Genomic DNA, 19309 nt, shown 5'->3' with positions numbered 1-19309 from the left:
GGTCCACTTCGACAGCGTGACCGGCTCGTCCGGGTGGACAGGCGTTGTTCTAGGCTCCGGTGTCGCCCTGCGGCGTCCACGTACGAAGCACGCGCTCCCGGCTGCCTGATCTTTCGATGAGGCAGACCACGACCTTTGGATCCTTGCTGTAGAGCTCGCCCCACTCCGTGTACCGGTCGTGTGCGTTCTTCCGTAGGGCCCATTCGCCTTCCACGGTGGGGCCGTCAGCCTCGAACTGCAGCCGGGCGAGGTAGCTGGTCTGCACCGTTGTCTCTCGGTTCATCGTCGGCCACGGCGTCCGGCGAGGGCGGCAGGAACCACCGCGTCTGTGCCGAAGCGCTGGCGGGCACGGTCTGCTGCGGACTCAATGCAGCGGGCCTTGGTGTCGCCCGGGTCGAAGGTGAGTTGATGGACGGCGGCCGCCGCGTCGGTCAGCTCGGCGGTCAGGGACAGGCCGCGCACCCGGGCGCGTTGGAGGCCGAGGGCCTCGTAGAGGCTGGTGGCCATGCGGGTCAGGGCGAGGGTGTGTGCGGTGGCCTCTGCCAGGGTGCGGGTGCGGCTGGTGGTGGTGCGGTCGGCGTAGCGCACGGTGAGGGTGAGGGTGCGGGCGACGACCTGATCGTCGCGCAGGCGGGCGCCGAGCTGGTGGGTGAGGGCGAGCAGGGCGCGGTGGTGCTGGTCCGGGTCGAGTTCGTCGCGGTCGAAGCCGTGGCTGACGCTGGTGGTCTTGGGCAGGGAGTGTGGAACGACGGTCCGGGGATCGTGTGCGTGGGCGTGCTCATGAAGTTGGCGGCCGGCGGCCGCGCCAAGGAGGCGCTGCAGGGTGGCGAGCGGGGTGCGGGCGATGTCGCCGACGGTCTCCAGGCCGTGGTGGGCGAGGGTGCGCGCGGTGGCAGGTCCGACGCCGGGCAATGCGGCGGTTGGGCGTGGGTGGAGGAAGGCCACGATTGCCTCGTCCGTGTCGGGGATGACGGTGATTCCGCCGGGCTCTGTGACCGCGGCCGCCATGGCGGCGAGCATGACGCTGGAGCCGGCGCCGATCGTGGTGGTCACGCCGGTCCAGGCCAGGGTGCGGAGCCGGATGAGTTGGGTGAGGCCTTCGGGGCCGCGCTCGAAGTACTTCTCCGCGCCGCTGATGTCGGCGAGCGCGGCGTCGGGTGCGAGCGCCTGGAGGCGGGCGCTGATGGTGGCGAGGAGGTCAAGAACCTGTGGGTAGCGTGGATCGGCCGGGGTGAGGCCGTGGTAGTGGACGTGCGCGATGTGCCGTGGTGGTGGCGTGGTTGGGGTGGTCATGGGGTTCATCCCGCGCTTCCCGGGCTGGTGTGGCCGAGTTTGGTGAGGTCGGCGGAACGGGTGCCGGCGGGCTGTAGGTCTGCCCAGGGGTGGAGTGTGGCGCCGGTTTCCACGGGCAGCGTGCGCTGCGGTCGTGGGCGGGCGGGGCGCGTGGCGGGCGGAAGGTCGTCGCCTAGGAAGCGGGTGACGGCTTCGGGTCCGTGGTCGCGGCGGGCGGCGGCGAGCTCGTCGAGGTCCCAGACTCGTTGCCCGGTGAGGGTGTTGCGGCGGCCGCGGCGCTGGATTTGTCCGCGGACCAGGAGCAGCCCGGAGTGGAAAATCGTGTGGGCGCAGGTGTCGTGGCTGTCTTCGAAGAAGGCTAGGTCGGTCATGCCGGTGCCGTCTTCGAGGGTGACGAAGATGATGCGCTTGCCGCTCGCGATGGGCGGGGTTTGGGTGGAGGCGCGTACGCCGGCGACGAGGACCTGCTGGCCCGGGTGCAGGCGGGCGAGGTGGGCGGCGGGGACGGCGCCGAGTTCGCGCAGGAGTTGATGGTGGTGGTCCATTAGGTGTTGGGTGACGTCGATTTGGAGGTGTTCGAGTTCGGCGCCGAGGGCCTGGCGGCTGGTCATCTCGGGCAGGCCGGACGGGGCCGGTGTGTGGTCTTGGCCGTGGTCGATGGGCAGTTGGCCGGTGGTGGTGCGGGTGCGGGCGTGTCGGTGCAGCTCGGTGACTTGGAGCAGGAGGTCGCGGCGGGTCTGGGTGCCGCGTAGGGCGTCGAGGGCGCCGATCTGGACGAGGCGTTCGGCCGTCGGTCGGGCGGGGCGGGCGCGGTGCCACAGGTCTTGCAGGGAGGTGTAGGGCTGGTGGTCGGCGATGCGGGTGATGTCCGCTTCGCTGATGTTCTTTACGGCGCTCAGCGCCAGACGCACTCCGAAGGTGCCGTCGTCGGTCTGCTCGATGGTGTGGTGCGGGCGGGAGTGGTTGATGTCGACGCCGAGGACGGGCACGCCGTGGCGGCGGGCATCCGCGACGATGATCCTTTTGCTCCACATGCCAGGGTCGTGTTCCAGCAGGCCCGCGTAGAGGGCGGCTGGGAAGTGGGCCTTGAGCCAGGCCGATTGGAGGGCCGGGACTGCGAAGGCGACCGCGTGCGCTCTGCAGAATCCGTATGCGCCGAAGGCCTCGATGGTCTCCCACACTCCGCTGAGCATGGCGAGGTCGTAGCCGCGGTTGGTCGCCTTGGCGAGGAACCAGGCCCGGAGCTTGGGCAGGCGTTCGGCGTCGCTGAGGGCGCGGCGGGCGAGTTCGGCGAGCGCCCGGTCGCAGCCGGTCAGTACGCTGATCATGTCGATGATCTGCTCGTGCCAGATGACCACCGCGTACGTATCCCTGAGGACCGGTTCCAGGTCCGGATGCGGGTAGACGGGCGTCGCGCCGTGCCGGGCCGCGATGTACTGCTCGGGCATGCCGCCGGCCACCGGCCCGGGACGGAACAGCGAAATGTCGGCGATCACGTCTTGTACGTCGCGCGGCTGCAGCCTGGACAAAAGATCTTGTTGCCCGGATGACTCCAGCTGGAAGAGGCCGATGGTTCGGGAGTCCTGGATGAGCTTGAAGGCGAAGTAGTCATCCAGCGGCACCTGCTTCGGGTCATCGAGGTCGATGCGGCGGCTGGTTGCCTGCTCGATCTCGGTGACGGCGTGCGCCATCGCCGACTGCATGCGCACACCGAGGACGTCCAGCTTGACCAGGCCGAAGCCGAAACCACCGTCAAGCTCCACATCCTCCTTGTCCGCATGAACCATCGGATACGCGCCGCCGGGCGTGGGCTGCACGGGCAGCCGGTCGAGCAGACTGCTGTTGCTGAGGATGACGCCGCAAGGATGCATGGCCATTCCGCGTGGTAGCGCGTCCAGGCCCTCGGCGAGCTCGAACAGGATCCCGAACCGGCCGGCCTCCGCGGCCAGTTTCTTCAGCTCGGGCAATTCGCCTAGTGCGGCCCGGATGTCGCACGCGCGGATGTGCGGGAAGGCCTTCGCCACCCGGTCCACCTCCTGCGGCGCGATACCCAGGGCCAGCCCGGTGTCCCGCAGGGCGTGCCGGGCACGGTAGGTCTCCGGCATGCCCGTCACCGCGACCCGTTCGGCTCCGAACCGGTCGAAAATCTTGTCGTAGACCTCCAATCGGCGAGCGGACTCCACATCGATGTCGATGTCCGGCAACGACGTACGCCGCACGCTGAGGAAGCGTTCCATCAACAGGTGATGATCGAGTGGGTTGGCGGTGGCGATATGCAACAGGTGGTTGACCATGGACCCGGCACCGGAGCCACGCGCCGCGACCCGAATACCCATCTCCCGCACGTCCGCGACGATCGTGGCGACGGTGAGGAAGTAGGTGGCATAACCGAGCTGAGAAATGACCGCGAGTTCCTCGCCCATCCGCTCCCGGGCGGCAGGGTCCCGGCCCAGGCCGCGTTGGATCAGCCCGGCCTCGCACCGCTCGCGCAGCAGCCGGTCCGCCTCCCCCGCGCCGCCGCCGGCACCGATGACCTCGGGCTCGGGGAAGTGAGGCTGCCCCAGCTGGAGGTCGGCCACCGGATCGAGAGTGCAGGACGCGGCGGTCGCCGCAGTCTCCGCGAGCAGCCGGTCTGCGCGCTGCGCTCCCGCGCCGACCGCGTCCGCGATCTGCCCGGCGACCTCGGCCATGGCCGCGGGCCCCTTCAGCCACCGCTCGCCCGGATCGAGCCGGCCCGGGCGACGGAAGTCAATCGGCCGCAGCAGCCGGGCCGAGTCCAGCACGTCCGCGAGCCGATACTGGGCGGCGTCGGCATACCGGACCGCGTTGGTCACCACCGCCGCCACGCCTGTACGGTCGGCCAGCTGCAGCGTGCGCGCCGCCAGCCGCAGCGACCCGGGTCCGGTCCCCGACAGTCCGTAGTACACGCACTCCAGGCGCAGCCCCTCGCCGAACAGCGCCCGCCACGGAACGAGCAGCTGCTCAGCGATGTCCGGCCGGCCGGCGATCAGGGCGCGCACCGGTTCGGACATCGGGCCGAGCAGCACGACCAGGCCCGGCCCGGCGTGCTCTGCGAGCGAGGACAGGGGCAGCACCGGAGGACCGCCCGCGGCCGCAGCGTGCGCGGCGGACACCAGCCGGCACAACCGCGCCCAGCCCTCCTTCGTCTGCGCGAGCAGGGTGACCCGCAGAAGCGGCTCGACGACGTGCGCCCCGCCCCTCACCGGCGTACGACGCCTGCGGTCAGGATCGGCAGGAGCTTGGGCGTCGACGGCGAGGTCGACGCCCAAGATGGGCCGCACGCCGTGGGCGGCACAGGCCTTCACGAAGCGGATCGCCCCGGTGACGCAGTCGCGGTCGGTGAGCGCGAGGGCGCTCATCCCGCGCTCCGCCGCCCGGGCCACCAGGTCCCGGGGATGAGAGGCCCCGTAGCGCGCCGAGTACCCGGAGGCGGTGTGCACGTGAGTAAATCCATCGCCTCGCACCTCCTGTCGCTCGCGCACCCCCTGCCCGGCCTGCACCTCTTCAGGTATCCACCATACCCCGGTATTAGCGCAAGTGTTCGATCCGCACCCCATGGCGCTACAGCGAACATATGGTCAGGTTATTCGCTTGCCGCCCATAGCTGGGCAACCGCACCCTGGCGGGCATGAACGACAGTGACGACGATGTATTGAACCTGCCTCGCCCAGCCCAGCCGGCCCACGAGATCGCTGTACTCGGCGGTACAAGCGAGGACGACTTCACTATCGCCTGCGGCTACGCCGCGGCGGCTGAGACCACGGCCCGGAGCTTTTTGGCACAGCCGGACGACGGGCTGGTCATCCCCACCCTTTACCTCTACCGGCACAGCATCGAACTCACACTGAAGTGGCTGATCCGCCTGACGGCACGTTGCGCCCTGCGCTGCGGCTATGACGGTGACGAGAACCTCAGAGCCGACAAGGTGAACAAGAAGCTCCAGACCCACAACATCAAGAAGCTGGCTGAACGCCTGAACACCTATGTGGGGCACTTGGACGGCTGTCAGGAACGATCTCTTGATTCAAAGACCATGAGCGTCTTGGTCCAATTGGACAGCGAGGACGAGTACGGCGACGCGTACCGGTACGCCCTGATCGGCAATGCTTCCAACAGCACGCTCGCACGGCCGGTGCAGGAGAACGTGCAGTTCTACGAGAAGGTCAACAGCCTCCACCGGCTCACCCGCACGCTGCAGGACGGCTACGCCACCGTGCTCCACGAATACGAACAGATCCAGCTGGGAATGTGAGGGCCGCTGCACTGTGCAGCATCACGCGCCCGGATCACGAGCGGTGCAACTCCCTTTCGCTAGCGTCAGGTTCATCCTGACCTCGCCAGCGCAGCGCTAGCGCCGACGGTCGCACGGCCCGCGAGTTCCGCAGGCATGGGGCGCGGTGGCTTGCCGCGCCGCGGGGCTCCTCCGGGCTGCTGCAGCGGACACGCGATTGAGGTGGGGAAAGGCGGTGGCCTGCTTCGAGAGGTGGGTGCGCGAGCAACAGGCGCGACGCGCAGCGCGGCGGCCGGGCCGACCACAGTCCTGCAGGCGCTGCTGGTCTCCCTCGATCCGCGGCAGCGAAATAGGGATACGACTGTCACCGGGATTCATACTGACAACTGGGGATCACATGCCGGCAGGTCCACTGTCACGGGCAGGTTGGGTCCCGCCAGGTGTAAGCGAGGTCAACCTCGGGGGATGCCGCTGAAATCAATGCCGGGTAGACCTTCACTGATTTCAAGGTCGTGGTGAGAATGCCCCGGCGCTGAGTGCTGGTCATCGAGCGCTGCCACTGATGCAGCGCGTGCTTGGGTGAGACGGGCACATTCAGGTCCATCTCGACTCCGTCGGCCGCGAGGATCTCCTGTGCGACACCCAGCTCGCGACAGGCCTGAGGCGGGAACGCACGCGGCAGCACCTGCTCGGAGATGCGGATCTCCAGCTCGTCCGCGGGGAGCTCAGGCAGGCACCCCGTGGCACAGCTGAAGGCAGTTGGTTGGCCGCCGCCCGTCAGGAGCAGACCGCACAGGCCGCAGGACAGCAGATCTGCGAGCAGGAGCCCCTCCCAGGGTGTGGGAGGCGCCTGTGCGCTCACGAAGACAGGCACGGACTGGGTGCTTCTGGGAACGAAGGTGAGCTGCCTCAGGTCCGGTCGCCCGCTGGGAACGGTGACCAGACAGGCGGAGATCGCGTAGCGACCGCTGTCCGTGCGCCAGACGAATACCTGCCCGTCGAGGCAGTCCGTCGAGGGCGCGCCGACCAGCTGTAGTTGGTCGGCGTCATCACGGATGTGGCGTAGCTCCGCGTTGTCAGGAGCAGCTGTGCTGCCATCGCGAAGCACTCTGGCGAAGCCTCCGGCAACGTCGTCCCAGTTGGCTAGTCGTCGCTGTGCATTGCGATCGAGCAGGATCCAGCGCATCAGGTTCCACCCCGGCAGAGCCGAGTCGGGCAGCAGTGCCCGGGCGAAACTGTTGGCCTCCACCGTGCACCATGTGCTGTCCACGATGAGTGCAGGAATGTCATAGCCATGCAGCATGCGCTGCAGGTACTTGTCCAGTGGAGCGCTGGCCAGCGCCAGGCGGGCACGCTGGCTGTCGGGGATTTCGAGGGCGTCGACCACGGCCTCGACCACGGCGATGCCCGGCCAAGCGGTGCCCCGTTCGAGAGCCAGGTACTGGGCTACGGAGATTCCTGCCCGCTCTGCCACCTGTGAGGGATCGAGAGCGGCTCGGGTCCGGTAGACCGCGACGACCTCCCCAAGGGTGGCCATCACCATGCTCGGCTCCTGACTTCGACTAGCTGCTCACCGGGGACGGGTGTTCCACCGGCGCTGTATTCATAGTTCTGCTGCCCAGTCCGGTCTCAGCGTAGGGAACGCTCATATGACAAGGCCAGACCGGGCCTTTGTAATCGTGGCTGGCCAACGGCTTGTAACAAAGCCCGTGACCAGGCCGGGCGTATGGCTCACTCACTGGTCAGGCGGCTTCCGGCCTCTCCCCCCTCCTGCTGGTCGCAGCGGGGGGTTGGGGCGTTTCACAGCCGTGCGTCACCACCTTGGCGGCGACTCGGGCGCGGGAAGCGGCTGCTCTTCTCGAGGTTCGGGAACCAGGCTCCCAACAGCGAGCACAGCAAGCGAGTTGTCCAGCCAGTCGTTCGCCTGCGGGCAGACCATGAAGGGTCACGAGCGAGCTTGCCCAGCCAACCTCTACTACGCGACACGCCCTGCGATCGCGTGGATCAGTTCCACGAGTCGTCCTGCATCCGTCAGATCCGGCATCACGTGGTCGGCTCCTTCGGCGATCAAATGCTCAGCCGAGGTCGTTCCCGAAGCAACCCCGACGACTCTCGCCCCTCCCTCTTGTCCAGTACGGACGTCCTGGAGAGAGTCACCGATGATGACAGTGTTCTCACGGCTGAAAGCGTGGCCGTAAACCGCCTCCGCCCTGGCCTGGGCAATGCGCACCAGGGCAGGCCGATGGGAGTCGTCGGAGGCATACCCTCCTACGGTCGTGTCGACGTAGTCCTGGAGGGAGAAAGCGGACAGTTTGATCTCTGCACTCGCTCTGAGGTTGCCGGTGACAACCGTCGGGACGAGTAGTTGCGCGTGACGAACGGCCACGAGGGCTTCGACAGCTCCTGGCATCAGGTGTCCGTCGCAACGCAATGCCTCGCGATGCCGATTGAGCTGTCCGGGCAGGTGGTCAACCATCAGGTCGGCGAGGTGATCGATCTCCGATTCGGGGACTCCGTTGGCGGATAGGAGTTCTCGCACCGCAAGCGGCATGGTGACGCCGGTCCCTCTGGCGGGGAGTTGCTGTGCGCTACGGCCGACTATTTTGCGGAACACCTCGCGGTACACCAAGCGGTCGGTGTCACCGACGTATAGCAGCGTCCGATCGATGTCCCAGAGAACCAAGATCACACGCGAGCCCGATCCTTGAGGAGAGCTTCGCCCCGGTCGAGGAGCTGACCTGCGGGCGCCGCGCTGTTGAACTGCCGAGCCTCGCGCAGCATCGAGCCCAGGTGTTCGTCGAGACGAGCGGACTGGATTCCGTCCACCATGGTGAGTACCTCCTGTCCGGTAGCGCAGCCGGCGTCGGCGTCACCCGCTCGCATCTGCGCTGTTGCTGCGCGGGAGAGGAACTGGGCCCTCGTGCGCGTTTCGTCTCGGCTTAGCATGCCGCGGGCTGCCGCGAAGGCGGTGGCGGCATCGATGGGACGGCCTAGTTCAAGGAAACAGCTGCCACGTTGGCCGAGGATCTCGCCGGGATTGATCCAGTACAGCCAGTGCGGGTCGTCCTCGCCGGGTCCTTTGGCGCACAGCGCTTCCGCTTCCTCCAAGGCCGCCAGCGCGTGGCGCTCCTCGCGGAGGCGAGCGTGGCCCCTGGCTTGCCGTGTAAGGAGCATGGCGTGAAGCGCTGGCGCGTCCTGATCACTGATGATCTGGCGCGCTGTCCGCGCCGCGGTTACCGCTTCGCGGGGGTCACCGACCGAGTAGCCGTGGATGGCCAGGAAGGAGAGTGCGGCCGCGCGGAGTCTTGAGTCCGCCGATGCGTGAGCTGCACGCAGTGCGCCCAGAAAGAAGCGTTGGGCCTCTTCGTGCTTGCCGCCATCGAACGTGTACCAGCCGGTCTGGATGGCTGTATCGGCGGTTACTGCCGCGAGCCGTTGGCCCGTCCGTTCGTCGAAAGTTCCGGTCTTCATCAGCCCTAGCAGGACCTGCAGGTGCTGCTTGGCAGTACTGGCCAGAGTTCCGCTGCCGCTGCTCGCGTCCAGCTGCCTCAGTGCGTCTGTAGTGGTCTGCAGTGAGGCGAGGAGCGGAATGGTCACCCGCGTTCCGTCGCGAGGGCCCGCGGCCAGCGCCTCCCTAGGGGCAATGGCCGACTGCAGGATGCTTTGAGTAAGACCGGCTCCGCTCAAGGCGGTCAGCACGCTTCGACGCTTCATGGGACCTCCGACAGCAACTTCAAGTGACGTCACCATACGGTCCGCTGTCCACGGCATCGCGGGATCGAGTGTGTCCGAAACCGTTGACCGATCCCGGTCCCAAAGCGGCGTGAGGAGAAGCGGTCGCAAGTCCGAGGGAAGGCCAAGTCCGTTGAGCAGATCGATGATGGAGTCGCGGCTTCCGAGCTGCTTGCGGCCGTTCTCAAGGTCGGAAATGTAGGACTGAGTGAGCCCGGTTAGGGCGCGTAAGTCCATCTGGGACAGCCCAGAACGACGACGTAGCAAGCGAAGTAGCTCACCGAAGTCCCAAGCAGCCAGGGCTCGTTGTACCTGATCGTCGCGCCACGCCCGGTCAGGGACCGTGGGCACGGTTCCGGCCCGTGAGCAGGGCGCGCACACAAGGTCGGGGTTGTACTGACTCAGTGCGTTCCCGCACCTGCCGCACACGCGGATCGGCATCTTCATGGCAGCACCTGTCGTACCGAGTTAGGCGAACTCACTCATAGTTCGAGCTATGCGCAGATCGATATCGCTGTAGCGATATCGCCTCAGCGATGCATGTCGATCTATGTCGACCCCAGACTCTTGCCACGGCCGCAGAACGATCAGACAGCGGCCTGAGTGCGATGTCCGCCGACGCAACTTTGCAGGGGGCCTTGGTGTTTGGAACCGTGCCAGCGCCCGTGCTCCTGGTCGGACGCGATGCGCCGACGGTGCGAAGCGCGGCGGCAACCGTCGACGAAGCAAGTTTCCTTGGCGCCTCGCGGCCTCTTCGTGAGTACGAGCTCGGAGTCGATCGCGTTTGCGTTGCCGCGGTGAGGCGAGGAAGAGGCAGGTTGCTGGCAGCAGTCATGTGCTCTGCGTCCAGTTGCGCGAGGGTGCGTGGCGATGTGCGTCTACTGCGGTCGGTCGCTTGCCGGTGCCCAGTACTTCTCCAGCATCTCGGTCGGCCAAGTCGGCTGCGTAACGACGCTGCGCGGAAGCATCTCCTTGAACACAGCTACAAGGTCAACAACAGGTGTTCCGTCATCTGCGTCCAGGTCCGTCACATGCAGATCGAGACCGTTGACGCGCAGCAGCCTGGGAAACGACGTTCCCAAGCGCGGCGGGCGACGATGATTGTGGTGCACGAAGGTTCCCGTTGCTGGCCAAGCCGGGTTGTCGCGAGGGCTACGTGCATGCAGCGCAACATCGTCTGGCGACCCCTCGCTGAAGAACCAGATGACCTGCAGGTGCGAGAATTCCTCGATTCCTTTCAGCGTCTCGACGGGGTACTCCGGTCGGAGACGGATGATCGACTCCACGTCTCCCTTGTAGTCGTCCAGGCGTCCGGCGTGGCCGCCAACGACTCTGCCGATCACTGGGACTTCGATGGAGTGTGGAGACACAGATTCCCCTTCGTTCTCTTTGGTCGTGATGCTCCGCGAGGAGATGTGTCGGGCACCTCACTCGCCATGGCGCGGTCAGCCTACGCCGCGGAGGACTGCCTGAGCGCGCTGGTCGAGCTCGGTGGCCGTGCGGCCGCCGCGGGCCCGTACCGGAGAGAGAGCACGACGCATCTGGACCACGGTGTCGCGGACCCGGCCGGACTGGATGCCGTCCATCGTGTCGAGGGCGTGGGACCAGGTTGCGCACGCTGCCTCGACATTGCCCTGACGCACCTGGACGTCTCCCAGGTACCCGAGCGTCACGGCATGCGTTCGTGCGAAGGGAAGCGCACGGGTTCGAACGCTGCGCTGAAATTCGGTCTGTGCGCTCTTCAAGTCGCCCAAGTCGCGCAGCGTGCAGGCGGTCTCGTGGGCGAGGCTCGCCTCCGAGAAGAAGAAGACGCGGGCCGGAGCCTCCGCCGCGTTGGCGTTGCTCAGGTCGTGCTCGGCTCGGCGCAGTGCTGCTCGAGCTTCTGGCTTCCTCTGCGCCGCAGCGAGGGCCCGGGCGTGAACGACTCCAAGGAGGGCCTTCTCGCGGGGGCTAGCCGATGTGTAGCGGCGCTGTGCGAGAGACCCTTCGGCCAGCTCGAGTGCGCGCGTGGGGTGACCGAGGTCGACGGCCTGGTGGGCTGCGGCGCGAAGGATGTGCCCGGCAAGGGGGGCGTCATCAGCCTCGGCGGACATGCGGAAGGCGAGGTTGAAGTAGGCCTGGGCCGCGCCATGGTCGCCGGAATCGAATGCCGTCCAGCCGGCGAGGTAGACCAGTTCAGCAGCTGCGGCAAAGAGCGCGCATCGCACCGTCTCGGATGGGAAGCGGCGTGCGAGGTAGCCAGCGACGTCGTTCTTGATATAGGTGATCAGTGCTGCTCGGCCGGCTTGGCCGCCCAGGCGCTGATCCTGCTGGGAAAAGAACCGCATGGCCTCGTGAACGGCTTCAACATGTGTGGCTGTGACGGTCGTTCGGGAAACCGAACCGCGGCTCTGGGCGCGTCGAAGGGTCTCGTTCCACCAGCTCTCTGGGGGCAGTGCGGTCCCGACGGCAGAGTAGGCCGACGTGGTCAGCACCTGTCGACGATTCATGTTCATGTTGTCCCTGAGGTCTACCAGCGCGGCCACCGTCTCGACGTCCCAGCCGGGCGTCGTCGGCATCACCGCTTCCGCCGGGGCGAGCCCGATCTGCGCCAGTGTGACGACGCGCCCCACTCCTCGCGAGAGCGTCTCGCTCAAGATACGGGGCGCCTGGCCTTCCGGTATGGACCCCAGGACCCACTGAGAGATGTGCGAGCGAGTCACTCGCAGCAGATCAGGGGCGCCACACTCGGCGGCCACGCGTCGGAAGTGGGCGGCCACTTGTTCCTGCGACCAGCCCACTTCGCGGATGACGGCTGCCAACAAGTTGTTACGTGTCCGCGCCATGTCGCGGCCCCCGTTCAGGAAACGATCTTTAGCAGCGTTAGCAGTGCCTGTGGCATCGGCGGGATACCCGCAGGCCTCAATTCACGGTTCGCTCTGCAAGACGATATTCCCCAACAGCCGTACGCAGCTAGGAAATCGGCCACTCATCACCACAGGCCGGCGCCCCTCTGCGTACCCACGTCGCTTTCGATCGCGGCGAGGAGGAACTGCTGATGAACCAACTCCAACAGCGGACGAGGCGCTCGCCGGATGCTGGGCGGTCCCTTGCGGCCCGCAGTGGCCCTGGCTACGGGGTCTACCTCGACTCCCGAGAAGGATGTGCGGTGTTGATGGATTATGACGCCGGCGGAAGGACGACTTCCGACTCAGTCCATCCGAGCGGATCCTCTCCACATTTGCAGACCACGCTGGCGGCAGACCTGACTGCTGTCCGGGCAGCACGTCGCGATCTTCGCGCGAGACTCCTGGACTGGGGGCTTGAGCCCATCGCCGACGATGTAGCGCTTGCGGCCCAGGAACTCCTCACCAATGCGGTGAAGCATGGCTGCCGGGGCATCGCCTCCGGCACGCACAAAGTGACCTTGACGGCTTGGTGCACCCCGACCGAGTTGTGGGTGACCGTGACGGACCCCTCGCCCGAGGTTCCGCACCGCCGGCACGCCAGCGTGGACTGCGAAGACGGACGCGGACTTCGCCTCGTTGACGCGGTCGCGGACCGCTGGGGGGCCACCACGGAACCCGACGGCTCTGGCAAAACGGTCTGGCTCGAGCTCGACGCTCCCCGCGGCCGAAGGGCGCCGCTGTCATGAACGTCCGACGATGCAGCAGGATCGTGACTCACAACTCCGCGGGCAGTTCATCTCGCCGACTCGCGACACGTGCGGCTGAGGAGACTGTCGCGCTGGTCCTTGATGAAGAGGCACCCGTCCTCGACTGCGCACAGGACGTCACCGACCTGGCGATGCTGCAACGTGGACATCTCATGCAGCTCGGACCGCTCACAGCAGTCCGGGGCACAACCAACAATTCGCTCTACAAAGCCCTTGCCGAAGCACAACGGCTGGCGGAAGAAGATGCCTCCGCGGATTACATGACCGCTCGGGTCCACCTGCGCCACTTCGCGCAGTCCGTAGAGGAAGTCCTTGACCAGCTCGGCTCGGAGGGGCCTGCCGATCCCTCCTTCACGTCCCTCGGGCCAGCACGAATCCCAGCACGCCCACGCCGAAGGGGACGGTGGGGACGGTGGGAACGACTTGAAGTTGCCCCCGCCGTCTGCGAGGGGCAGCGATGCCTCCACGCTTCGATGGTCTTGGTATCCGCGGGGAGGCTACCTGTCCCCGCGACCCTGACCAGGCCGCGCTTCGCCAGCGGGAAACGACAGCCGTGAGCACTTCCGCCCGCCTGCCCGGGCTCTCCGGGCGCCTCCTCCCAGAGATGGAACATATGACCAGCCGTCGCATCGAGGACTACGCGCTCATCGGCGACATGCAGACCGCCACGCTGGTTTGCCGGGATGGCACAGCCGACTGGCTATGCCTGCCTCGCTTCGATTCGAGCGCCGTCTTCGCCGGACTGCTCGGAACCGAAGAGCACGGCTCCTGGCGCTTAGGCCCCGTCTGTGACACGAACGAGACCCAACCGCCCAGCACCCGCCGCCGCTACCGCGGCGAATCACTCATTCTGGAGATGGAGTGGGATACACCGACCGGAACGGTCCGGATCATCGATTTCATGCCGCCTCGTGACGGTCACGCGCCGCAGCTGATCCGGATCGTTGAGGGTGTCAGCGGCTACGTGGCCATGCAGTCTGCCCTGCGGATGAGCTTCGGCTATGGCCGCGTGACCCCCTGGCTCCAGCAGATCGACGGACGTCCGGTCGCGCTCGCCGGGCCCGACGCGATGTGGCTCGACACGGACGCCGAGACGTACAACGACGGGAAGACGACCTTCGCAGATTTCGCGGTGGGCCCCGGCGAGCGCGTTACCTTCACTCTCACCTGGCAGTCCGCGTACACATTGAGCGTCCCCCCGAAGCTCGACCCGTGGGAGGAGCTGGAGAACGCCGAGAAGTTCTGGGCTGATTGGGCCGGACAGTGCAGCTACGACGGCCCATGGCGCGAATCCGTGATCCGTTCACTAATCACGTTGAAGGCACTCACCTACGCCCCGACAGGGGGGATTGTCGCAGCGCCCACCACATCGCTGCCCGAGGAGGTCGGAGGCGTACGGAACTGGGACTACCGGTTCTGTTGGCTGCGCGACTCTGCGATCACCCTGAACGCCCTGCTGCGCACCGGGTACCGCGACGAAGCGCGCGCCTGGCGGAACTGGCTACTCAAGGCGGTCGCTGGCGATCCGGACGAATTGCAGATCATGTACAGCATCCTCGGCGAGCGTGACCTCACCGAGCGCGTGCTCCCGTGGCTGCCTGGTTACGCGGGATCTGCCCCGGTCCGGGTGGGCAACGGCGCCGCCGGCCAACTTCAACTGGACGTGTACGGCGAGGTCTGCGAGGCGTTGTTCGTCGCCCACCAGAGCGGCCTTGCCCCATGCGGAGACACCGCCGCCCTCCAGTTGCGGCTGGTCACGTACCTGAAAGACCACTGGAACCAGCCCGACGAGGGCATCTGGGAGGTACGCGGCCCACGCCGGCAATTCGTCCACTCCAAGGTCATGGCGTGGGTGGCCGTCGACCGCACCATCAAGCTGATCCAGGCCGGCGTGATGCCATTGGCAGACCTGGAGGAGCTGGTGGTGTTACGTGACGCCATCCACCACGACGTATGCACCAAGGGCTACGACCAGAGTCGCAATACGTTCACCCAGTCCTACGGCTCGGACGAGTTGGACGCCTCCCTCCTACTGATCCCGCGGGTCGGCTTCCTCCCGCCGGATGACCCACGCGTCGTCGGCACCATCGCCGCTGTCCGGAGCGAGCTGTCGACACCCCAAGGATTCGTCCAGCGCTACCCGACCGAGGGCACGCAAGCGGGCCTGGACGGCCTGCCCGGGGGCGAGGGAACGTTCCTGATCTGCTCGTTCTGGATGGTGGATGCCCTGGCCCTGATCGGCTGCCTGGACGAAGCGGGGGTGCTGTTCGAGCGGCTGCTGTCCCTATGCAATGACCTCGGCCTGCTGGCGGAGGAGTACGACCCGGTGGCTGGTCAGCAACTGGGCAATTTCCCCCAGGCGTTCAGCCACATCGGCCTCGTCGACAGTGCCCTCTTGCTGCATCAGCTGGAGTCGGCGAAGGTTCCGGTGATGGCTGCATGAACCCCACCCTGGCTCAGTTGTTTCCCACCGTCCACCGCTCCAACCAGCCCGTGGAAGTGCGACTGGGTGACGGCTTCGATGCCGCAGTTGTACCCATGATCCAAGCCCTCCGGCTCGTCCAACTCCTTGACCGCTACAGGCCGCATCCGGTGGGGGCCGCGGTCGCCCACATGGGCAACTGGGTACTGATCCTTCCTCCCGGCTCAGGGTGTGGGCTGAATTGGCCGCAGCCCATCCAGCACCTGGACAGCGGTCTCCTCTGCCTGCCACCGGTCTCCGCAGGCGCCGGGCAGCACCTGCGCTGGGCACGGATGGGCAACGAGCGCTTGCGCGCCTTCACCGCGCCGCTGCTGCTGCACGCCGCGCTTCAGACGCTCCAACCACCCGACGATGCCGACTTCCCCGCTGTCGTCTCTCCTCCCCGCAGTTCCGGGGCCGCCAATTCCCCCTTCTTCCACGGGGCTTCGACCGTTTCCATGTCGCGTGAGCGAGTTCCCCACCCCTTAGACGGGCCCGCGAGTGGTGGGCCGGCCCGGACCGTGGGCTGCCCCCCGACGGTCGTGGGCCGGGGGACACATCCTGGCGGCCTTCCCGTTCTGCTTCAGCCCACGACCGGAAGTGCCTGATGCCTGTCAAGATTCCGACCACTGCCGCGCTCACCCAACTCACCCGTGCTGAAAAGCGGGTTGCTGAAGTCCTCCTCACAGGCGCTTCCAACATCCAAGGCGCGCAGGACCTAGGAATGAGCACTAGCACCTTCGCCGGCCACGTCGGCAGCATCGGCCGGAAGTTCCAGATCACCAGCAGAACTGGCAGGCCCGCCCGTGCACATGCTGTGCTGGTCAGCGGGCAGATCGACCCGCCCCCGGCACGCGCCGATAGCCCCGAATTCACCCTCGCCGAGCGGCGGCTCCTGCAAGCTCTCGCTCTGCACCCAGAAACCCACGACATCGCCCGGTTGGCGAGGCTCCCTGAGGCCGAGGTCCGTCCGTCGATCAAGGTCCTGGTTGCCAAGGCAGGGGCCGACAACGACACCCACTTGATCGGCCTCTGCCACGCGTGGGGCTTTCTCGGCGCACGCGACAGCAAGTCCGCCAGCGCCGGCGACGCCCGGAACGAGACCGACGGAGCGGCGCGGTGACCGGAACCGCGACCCATGCGGAGCACCATCCGACTTCCGGTGCCAATGTCGTGGTAACAGGAACACAGGACGCCCGTCACCCGCCATACGAGATGCGTCCACTGTTGACCGAACAAGACCGTGACGCGGTCGCCGAGCTCGTCGAGCAGCGCATCAGATGGCTCAATGACCGGTGGCTTACCCCGCCCTACCCGGGCGATCCGGCCGCCTTGTACCGGGAACAAGGGGTGGACTCGGTTGCCCTGTTTGAGAACGGGCATCCCGTCGGGTGCATGCGGCTGAATCGCCAGCCGACCCTCCCGCACTGGGAAGCCGACATCTACGAACCCACCCTGCTGGTATCCCTTGCCTACACCGCACCCGACCGCAAGACCGACCTGGTCGGCCGTCTCATGACGCTGTGGGCAACGGACTTTGCCGCCCGCCTCGGCGTGGCGTGGGTGCGCTGCGAGGTTCCGTCGGGCGCACCCTCGCGCAACGACACGATGCGCATGCACCTGCTCGACCACCTCATGAGCGTCTGTGGATGGCAGTTCGTTCGCCCCGCCAAGGAGAAGGGTGGACGGCAGCTGGCACTCCTGCAGCTCCGAGCGCTAGCCCACCATTTAGAGCCGCTGATCTGCTGCACCGTTCCGCTCCAATCTGCCGTCCCGAACACCTCCAAGGAGACAGGCACATGACCACCTCGACCGGCGTCGTGATCGCCCAAGGCAACACTCCCTCGCGTCAGGCCAGCCCTCAGCCTGCAGCAACACCTGATGTTTGTCCCTTGCCCGGCGCATCCGTCAGCGGAGTCCCTGTGCCATTGAACACGTCCATCCCGGCTGGGACGGAGCGCCTGACCCGATTCGATCCTCCACTCGACCTGCCCGTCGTCCCAAAACACCGCCGCCTGCAGGGACAGGAGGCTCACGAGTTCCAGACGAAGGTCGTCGCAGCCTACAAAGAGCGCAAGGCCGCGATCAAAGACATCTGTGCGGCAACGACCCGGTCCTACGGGGCAATTCACAGTCTGCTTAAGCGCTGTGAGGTCCAACTGCGATGCCGGGGCGCCGAGCGTCGCCATCACGAAGTCCCGTCGTGACGGCTCAAGGAGACCGCCTCCTATGCCGGAGCTCTCATCGATCGGACGACGAACAAGCCGAGGGCCCCGCCTTTCGGCCCTTACCGCTCCTGTTCGACTCCGCACGGCCCGGGTGTGCAGCCAACGCGCGGCCGCTTCGGCTACAGCTCTCACAACGACGAAGGTGAAGGTGATGGCGCACTCCCGCGGGGCAAGCGACTGTAGTCGCAACGAGGCGCTGGCCAAGCATCTGGAGCAGTTGGGCTGGTCAATCAGGGGCTTCGCACATCGGGTGTTCAAGCGTTGCGAGGCAGTGGGGCTGCCGAACACGGTCAGCCCTAGCACGGCTGCCAGATGGTGTTCGGGCGAGACCACACCGAGCCCGGCCCTCGCGGCCGTCGCTTGTCACGTGCTCTCTTCCGCTCTTCTCAAGCAGGTCACCCCCGAGAGCCTTGGGTGGCCAGCCGACACGGATCTGGTCGCGGCACAGTCGCTGGAGTACCTAGATGTAAGCCACGCCGTGCGAATGCTGTCGAAGCTATGGGCCCTGGACGCCATGCGCCGGCGCAGCGTCGTCAAGAGCGCCTTCTCGGCGAGCGTGTTCGGACCCGCCTCGCGAGAGGCGCTCGTGATGCCCGCGGACGCCGTCATCGGTGGATGTGGGCCGCACAAGGTCACCGCTGCGGATATCGACCTGTTGGACGAACAAACGCGGCTGTACGGCAAGTTGGACTCCCAGCACGGCGGCGGCAAGTTTCGCGGCGTGTTCGCTTCAATGATGGACACGCATGCTGCACCAATGCTGAACGGGACCTTCTCCGCACGGACCGGGCGTAGGCTCTACGGCAGCGTGGTGGATGCGGTCCTCGCGATGGCCTCGATGGCCTATGACGATCAGCTCCCTGGGTTGGCGCAGCGTTACGACCTCCAGGCGATGCGGCTGGCCCAGGCGATCGGCGACCGCTCCCGCATCACCCGGGTCCATATCCACCAGGCCCGCCTGGCCGCCACGCAGGGCGGCCAGGCGGATGTCCTGGCTCATGCGCGGAGTGCGGTATTGGCAGCTGAGGGAGCCCCCGGGCTGGTCAGGGCTTATGCGTGCGTGACTGAGGCTCGCGCATGGGCGCTCAACGGAAAACCTGACCATGTTGTGGCCGCGGTGAAGCGGGCCCGTGAATTCTTCAGCCGCGCTCAGAGCGGCACAGGTCCGGCCTGGCTGGAGTGGTTCGACCGCCGCGAGTTGGAGGGGCAGGCGGCGTGGGCGTTCTCAGTGGCCGAGCTGGCTGAGCAGGGAGTACAGGCGCTAAAGGAAGCGTCGATCCTTCCCTCTGACCGAACTCGCGACACCGTCGAACTCCTAATCACCGGCGCCGAGTTGGCTCGTCAGCGCGGTGATGTCGCCGAGCACGGGGTTCTGGCGCGGCGTGCCGCCCAGCTTTCGCAGCATTTGATGAGTCGGCGGCTCACTGAACGTCTCAGCCGACTTAGTGCCGAAGAGCCACTCCACGATTTCTAGGCCCTGGCTCGTCGCCCCGGGAGTTTGTGGCCGGTCGAGGGTTCTAGGACATGATCCGCGGGTGGTCGCCTGTCCTGGCCCCGGGCGAGCACGTCAGCTCGTGCCGAAATACGTTTGCGACTGGTCCTGCCCATCAGCCGTGGTACTCCTGCCTGTCCGGTGCTCGGTTTGCGCCAGGGCGTGGCTGTCAGGTCGTTCTGCCGAGCCGGGGGAT

Annotated in this window: 16 protein-coding genes; 8 read left to right on the top strand and 8 right to left on the bottom strand. The window is 66.7% G+C overall.

Annotation, left to right across the window (positions count from 1 at the left end; all coding sequences use genetic code 11):
* Nucleotides 1-49 precede the first annotated feature (49 nt).
* From ACFWM2_RS33345 to ACFWM2_RS33335, 3 genes are read right to left on the bottom strand one after another with little or no spacing between them, the layout of a single operon-like run.
* On the bottom strand, nt 50-283 hold the full coding sequence (locus tag ACFWM2_RS33345; RefSeq protein WP_383287718.1) for a hypothetical protein: 234 nt from the start codon (nt 281-283) through the stop codon (nt 50-52).
* The gene (locus ACFWM2_RS33340) at nt 280-1293 is read right to left on the bottom strand and encodes a helix-hairpin-helix domain-containing protein (protein ID WP_383287716.1); all 1014 of its coding nucleotides are present in this window, start codon (nt 1291-1293) and stop codon (nt 280-282) included. Before ACFWM2_RS33340 ends, ACFWM2_RS33345 begins: the two co-directional genes overlap by 4 nt.
* Nucleotides 1294-1298: 5 nt before the next feature.
* Nucleotides 1299-4754 (bottom strand): DNA polymerase III subunit alpha, encoded by a 3456-nt coding sequence (locus tag ACFWM2_RS33335; RefSeq protein ID WP_383287715.1) that lies wholly within the window; start codon nt 4752-4754, stop codon nt 1299-1301.
* Between the two features lie 188 nt (nt 4755-4942).
* On the opposite strand from ACFWM2_RS33335, the gene ACFWM2_RS33330 reads away from it, so the two are divergent.
* Entirely contained in the window at nt 4943-5566 is a 624-nt protein-coding gene (locus ACFWM2_RS33330; RefSeq protein ID WP_383287713.1) for a hypothetical protein, read from the top strand.
* A gap of 394 nt (nt 5567-5960) precedes the next feature.
* Here the strand turns inward: ACFWM2_RS33330 and ACFWM2_RS33325 are convergent, their stop codons facing one another.
* The 5 genes from ACFWM2_RS33325 to ACFWM2_RS33305 all read right to left on the bottom strand — a co-directional run bounded on the left by ACFWM2_RS33325 (nt 5961) and on the right by ACFWM2_RS33305 (nt 11913).
* Nucleotides 5961-7088, bottom strand: a complete 1128-nt coding sequence (locus tag ACFWM2_RS33325; protein ID WP_383287711.1) for a helix-turn-helix domain-containing protein — start codon at nt 7086-7088, stop codon at nt 5961-5963.
* 432 nt (nt 7089-7520) lie between these two features.
* Nucleotides 7521-8234 (bottom strand): HAD family hydrolase, encoded by a 714-nt coding sequence (locus tag ACFWM2_RS33320; protein WP_383287709.1) that lies wholly within the window; start codon nt 8232-8234, stop codon nt 7521-7523.
* Nucleotides 8231-9724 (bottom strand): helix-turn-helix domain-containing protein, encoded by a 1494-nt coding sequence (locus tag ACFWM2_RS33315; RefSeq protein ID WP_383287707.1) that lies wholly within the window; start codon nt 9722-9724, stop codon nt 8231-8233. The genes ACFWM2_RS33320 and ACFWM2_RS33315 overlap by 4 nt, the downstream gene beginning before the upstream one ends.
* Before the next feature lie 431 nt (nt 9725-10155).
* Nucleotides 10156-10647, bottom strand: coding sequence for a TrmO family methyltransferase (locus tag ACFWM2_RS33310; RefSeq protein WP_383287705.1), 492 nt, complete (start codon nt 10645-10647; stop codon nt 10156-10158).
* A 75-nt stretch (nt 10648-10722) separates the two neighbouring features.
* Nucleotides 10723-11913: a Tat pathway signal protein gene (locus ACFWM2_RS33305; protein ID WP_383287703.1), complete on the bottom strand. Its 1191-nt coding sequence runs from the start codon at nt 11911-11913 to the stop codon at nt 10723-10725.
* Between the two features lie 401 nt (nt 11914-12314).
* On the opposite strand from ACFWM2_RS33305, the gene ACFWM2_RS33300 reads away from it, so the two are divergent.
* The 7 genes from ACFWM2_RS33300 to ACFWM2_RS33270 all read left to right on the top strand — a co-directional run bounded on the left by ACFWM2_RS33300 (nt 12315) and on the right by ACFWM2_RS33270 (nt 19095).
* The gene (locus tag ACFWM2_RS33300) at nt 12315-12911 is read left to right on the top strand and encodes an ATP-binding protein (protein ID WP_383287701.1); all 597 of its coding nucleotides are present in this window, start codon (nt 12315-12317) and stop codon (nt 12909-12911) included.
* Complete coding sequence (locus ACFWM2_RS33295) at nt 12908-13489, top strand: DUF6415 family natural product biosynthesis protein (protein WP_383287699.1); 582 nt, start codon at nt 12908-12910, stop codon at nt 13487-13489. The genes ACFWM2_RS33300 and ACFWM2_RS33295 overlap by 4 nt, the downstream gene beginning before the upstream one ends.
* Nucleotides 13490-13536: 47 nt before the next feature.
* On the top strand, nt 13537-15375 hold the full coding sequence (locus ACFWM2_RS33290; RefSeq protein WP_383287797.1) for a glycoside hydrolase family 15 protein: 1839 nt from the start codon (nt 13537-13539) through the stop codon (nt 15373-15375).
* A gap of 625 nt (nt 15376-16000) precedes the next feature.
* Entirely contained in the window at nt 16001-16516 is a 516-nt protein-coding gene (locus ACFWM2_RS33285; RefSeq protein ID WP_383287697.1) for a LuxR C-terminal-related transcriptional regulator, read from the top strand.
* On the top strand, nt 16513-17196 hold the full coding sequence (locus ACFWM2_RS33280) for a hypothetical protein (RefSeq protein WP_383287695.1): 684 nt from the start codon (nt 16513-16515) through the stop codon (nt 17194-17196). The genes ACFWM2_RS33285 and ACFWM2_RS33280 overlap by 4 nt, the downstream gene beginning before the upstream one ends.
* Complete coding sequence (locus tag ACFWM2_RS33275) at nt 17193-17600, top strand: helix-turn-helix domain-containing protein (RefSeq protein WP_383287693.1); 408 nt, start codon at nt 17193-17195, stop codon at nt 17598-17600. The genes ACFWM2_RS33280 and ACFWM2_RS33275 overlap by 4 nt, the downstream gene beginning before the upstream one ends.
* 172 nt (nt 17601-17772) lie before the next feature.
* Nucleotides 17773-19095, top strand: a complete 1323-nt coding sequence (locus tag ACFWM2_RS33270; protein WP_383287691.1) for a transcriptional regulator — start codon at nt 17773-17775, stop codon at nt 19093-19095.
* Nucleotides 19096-19309 lie beyond the last annotated feature (214 nt).

The sequence above is a fragment of the Streptomyces sp. NPDC058371 genome (genome assembly GCF_042723265.1).
GTDB lineage: Bacteria > Actinomycetota > Actinomycetes > Streptomycetales > Streptomycetaceae > Streptomyces.
This window is presented reverse-complemented; position numbering and strand designations above follow the sequence as displayed.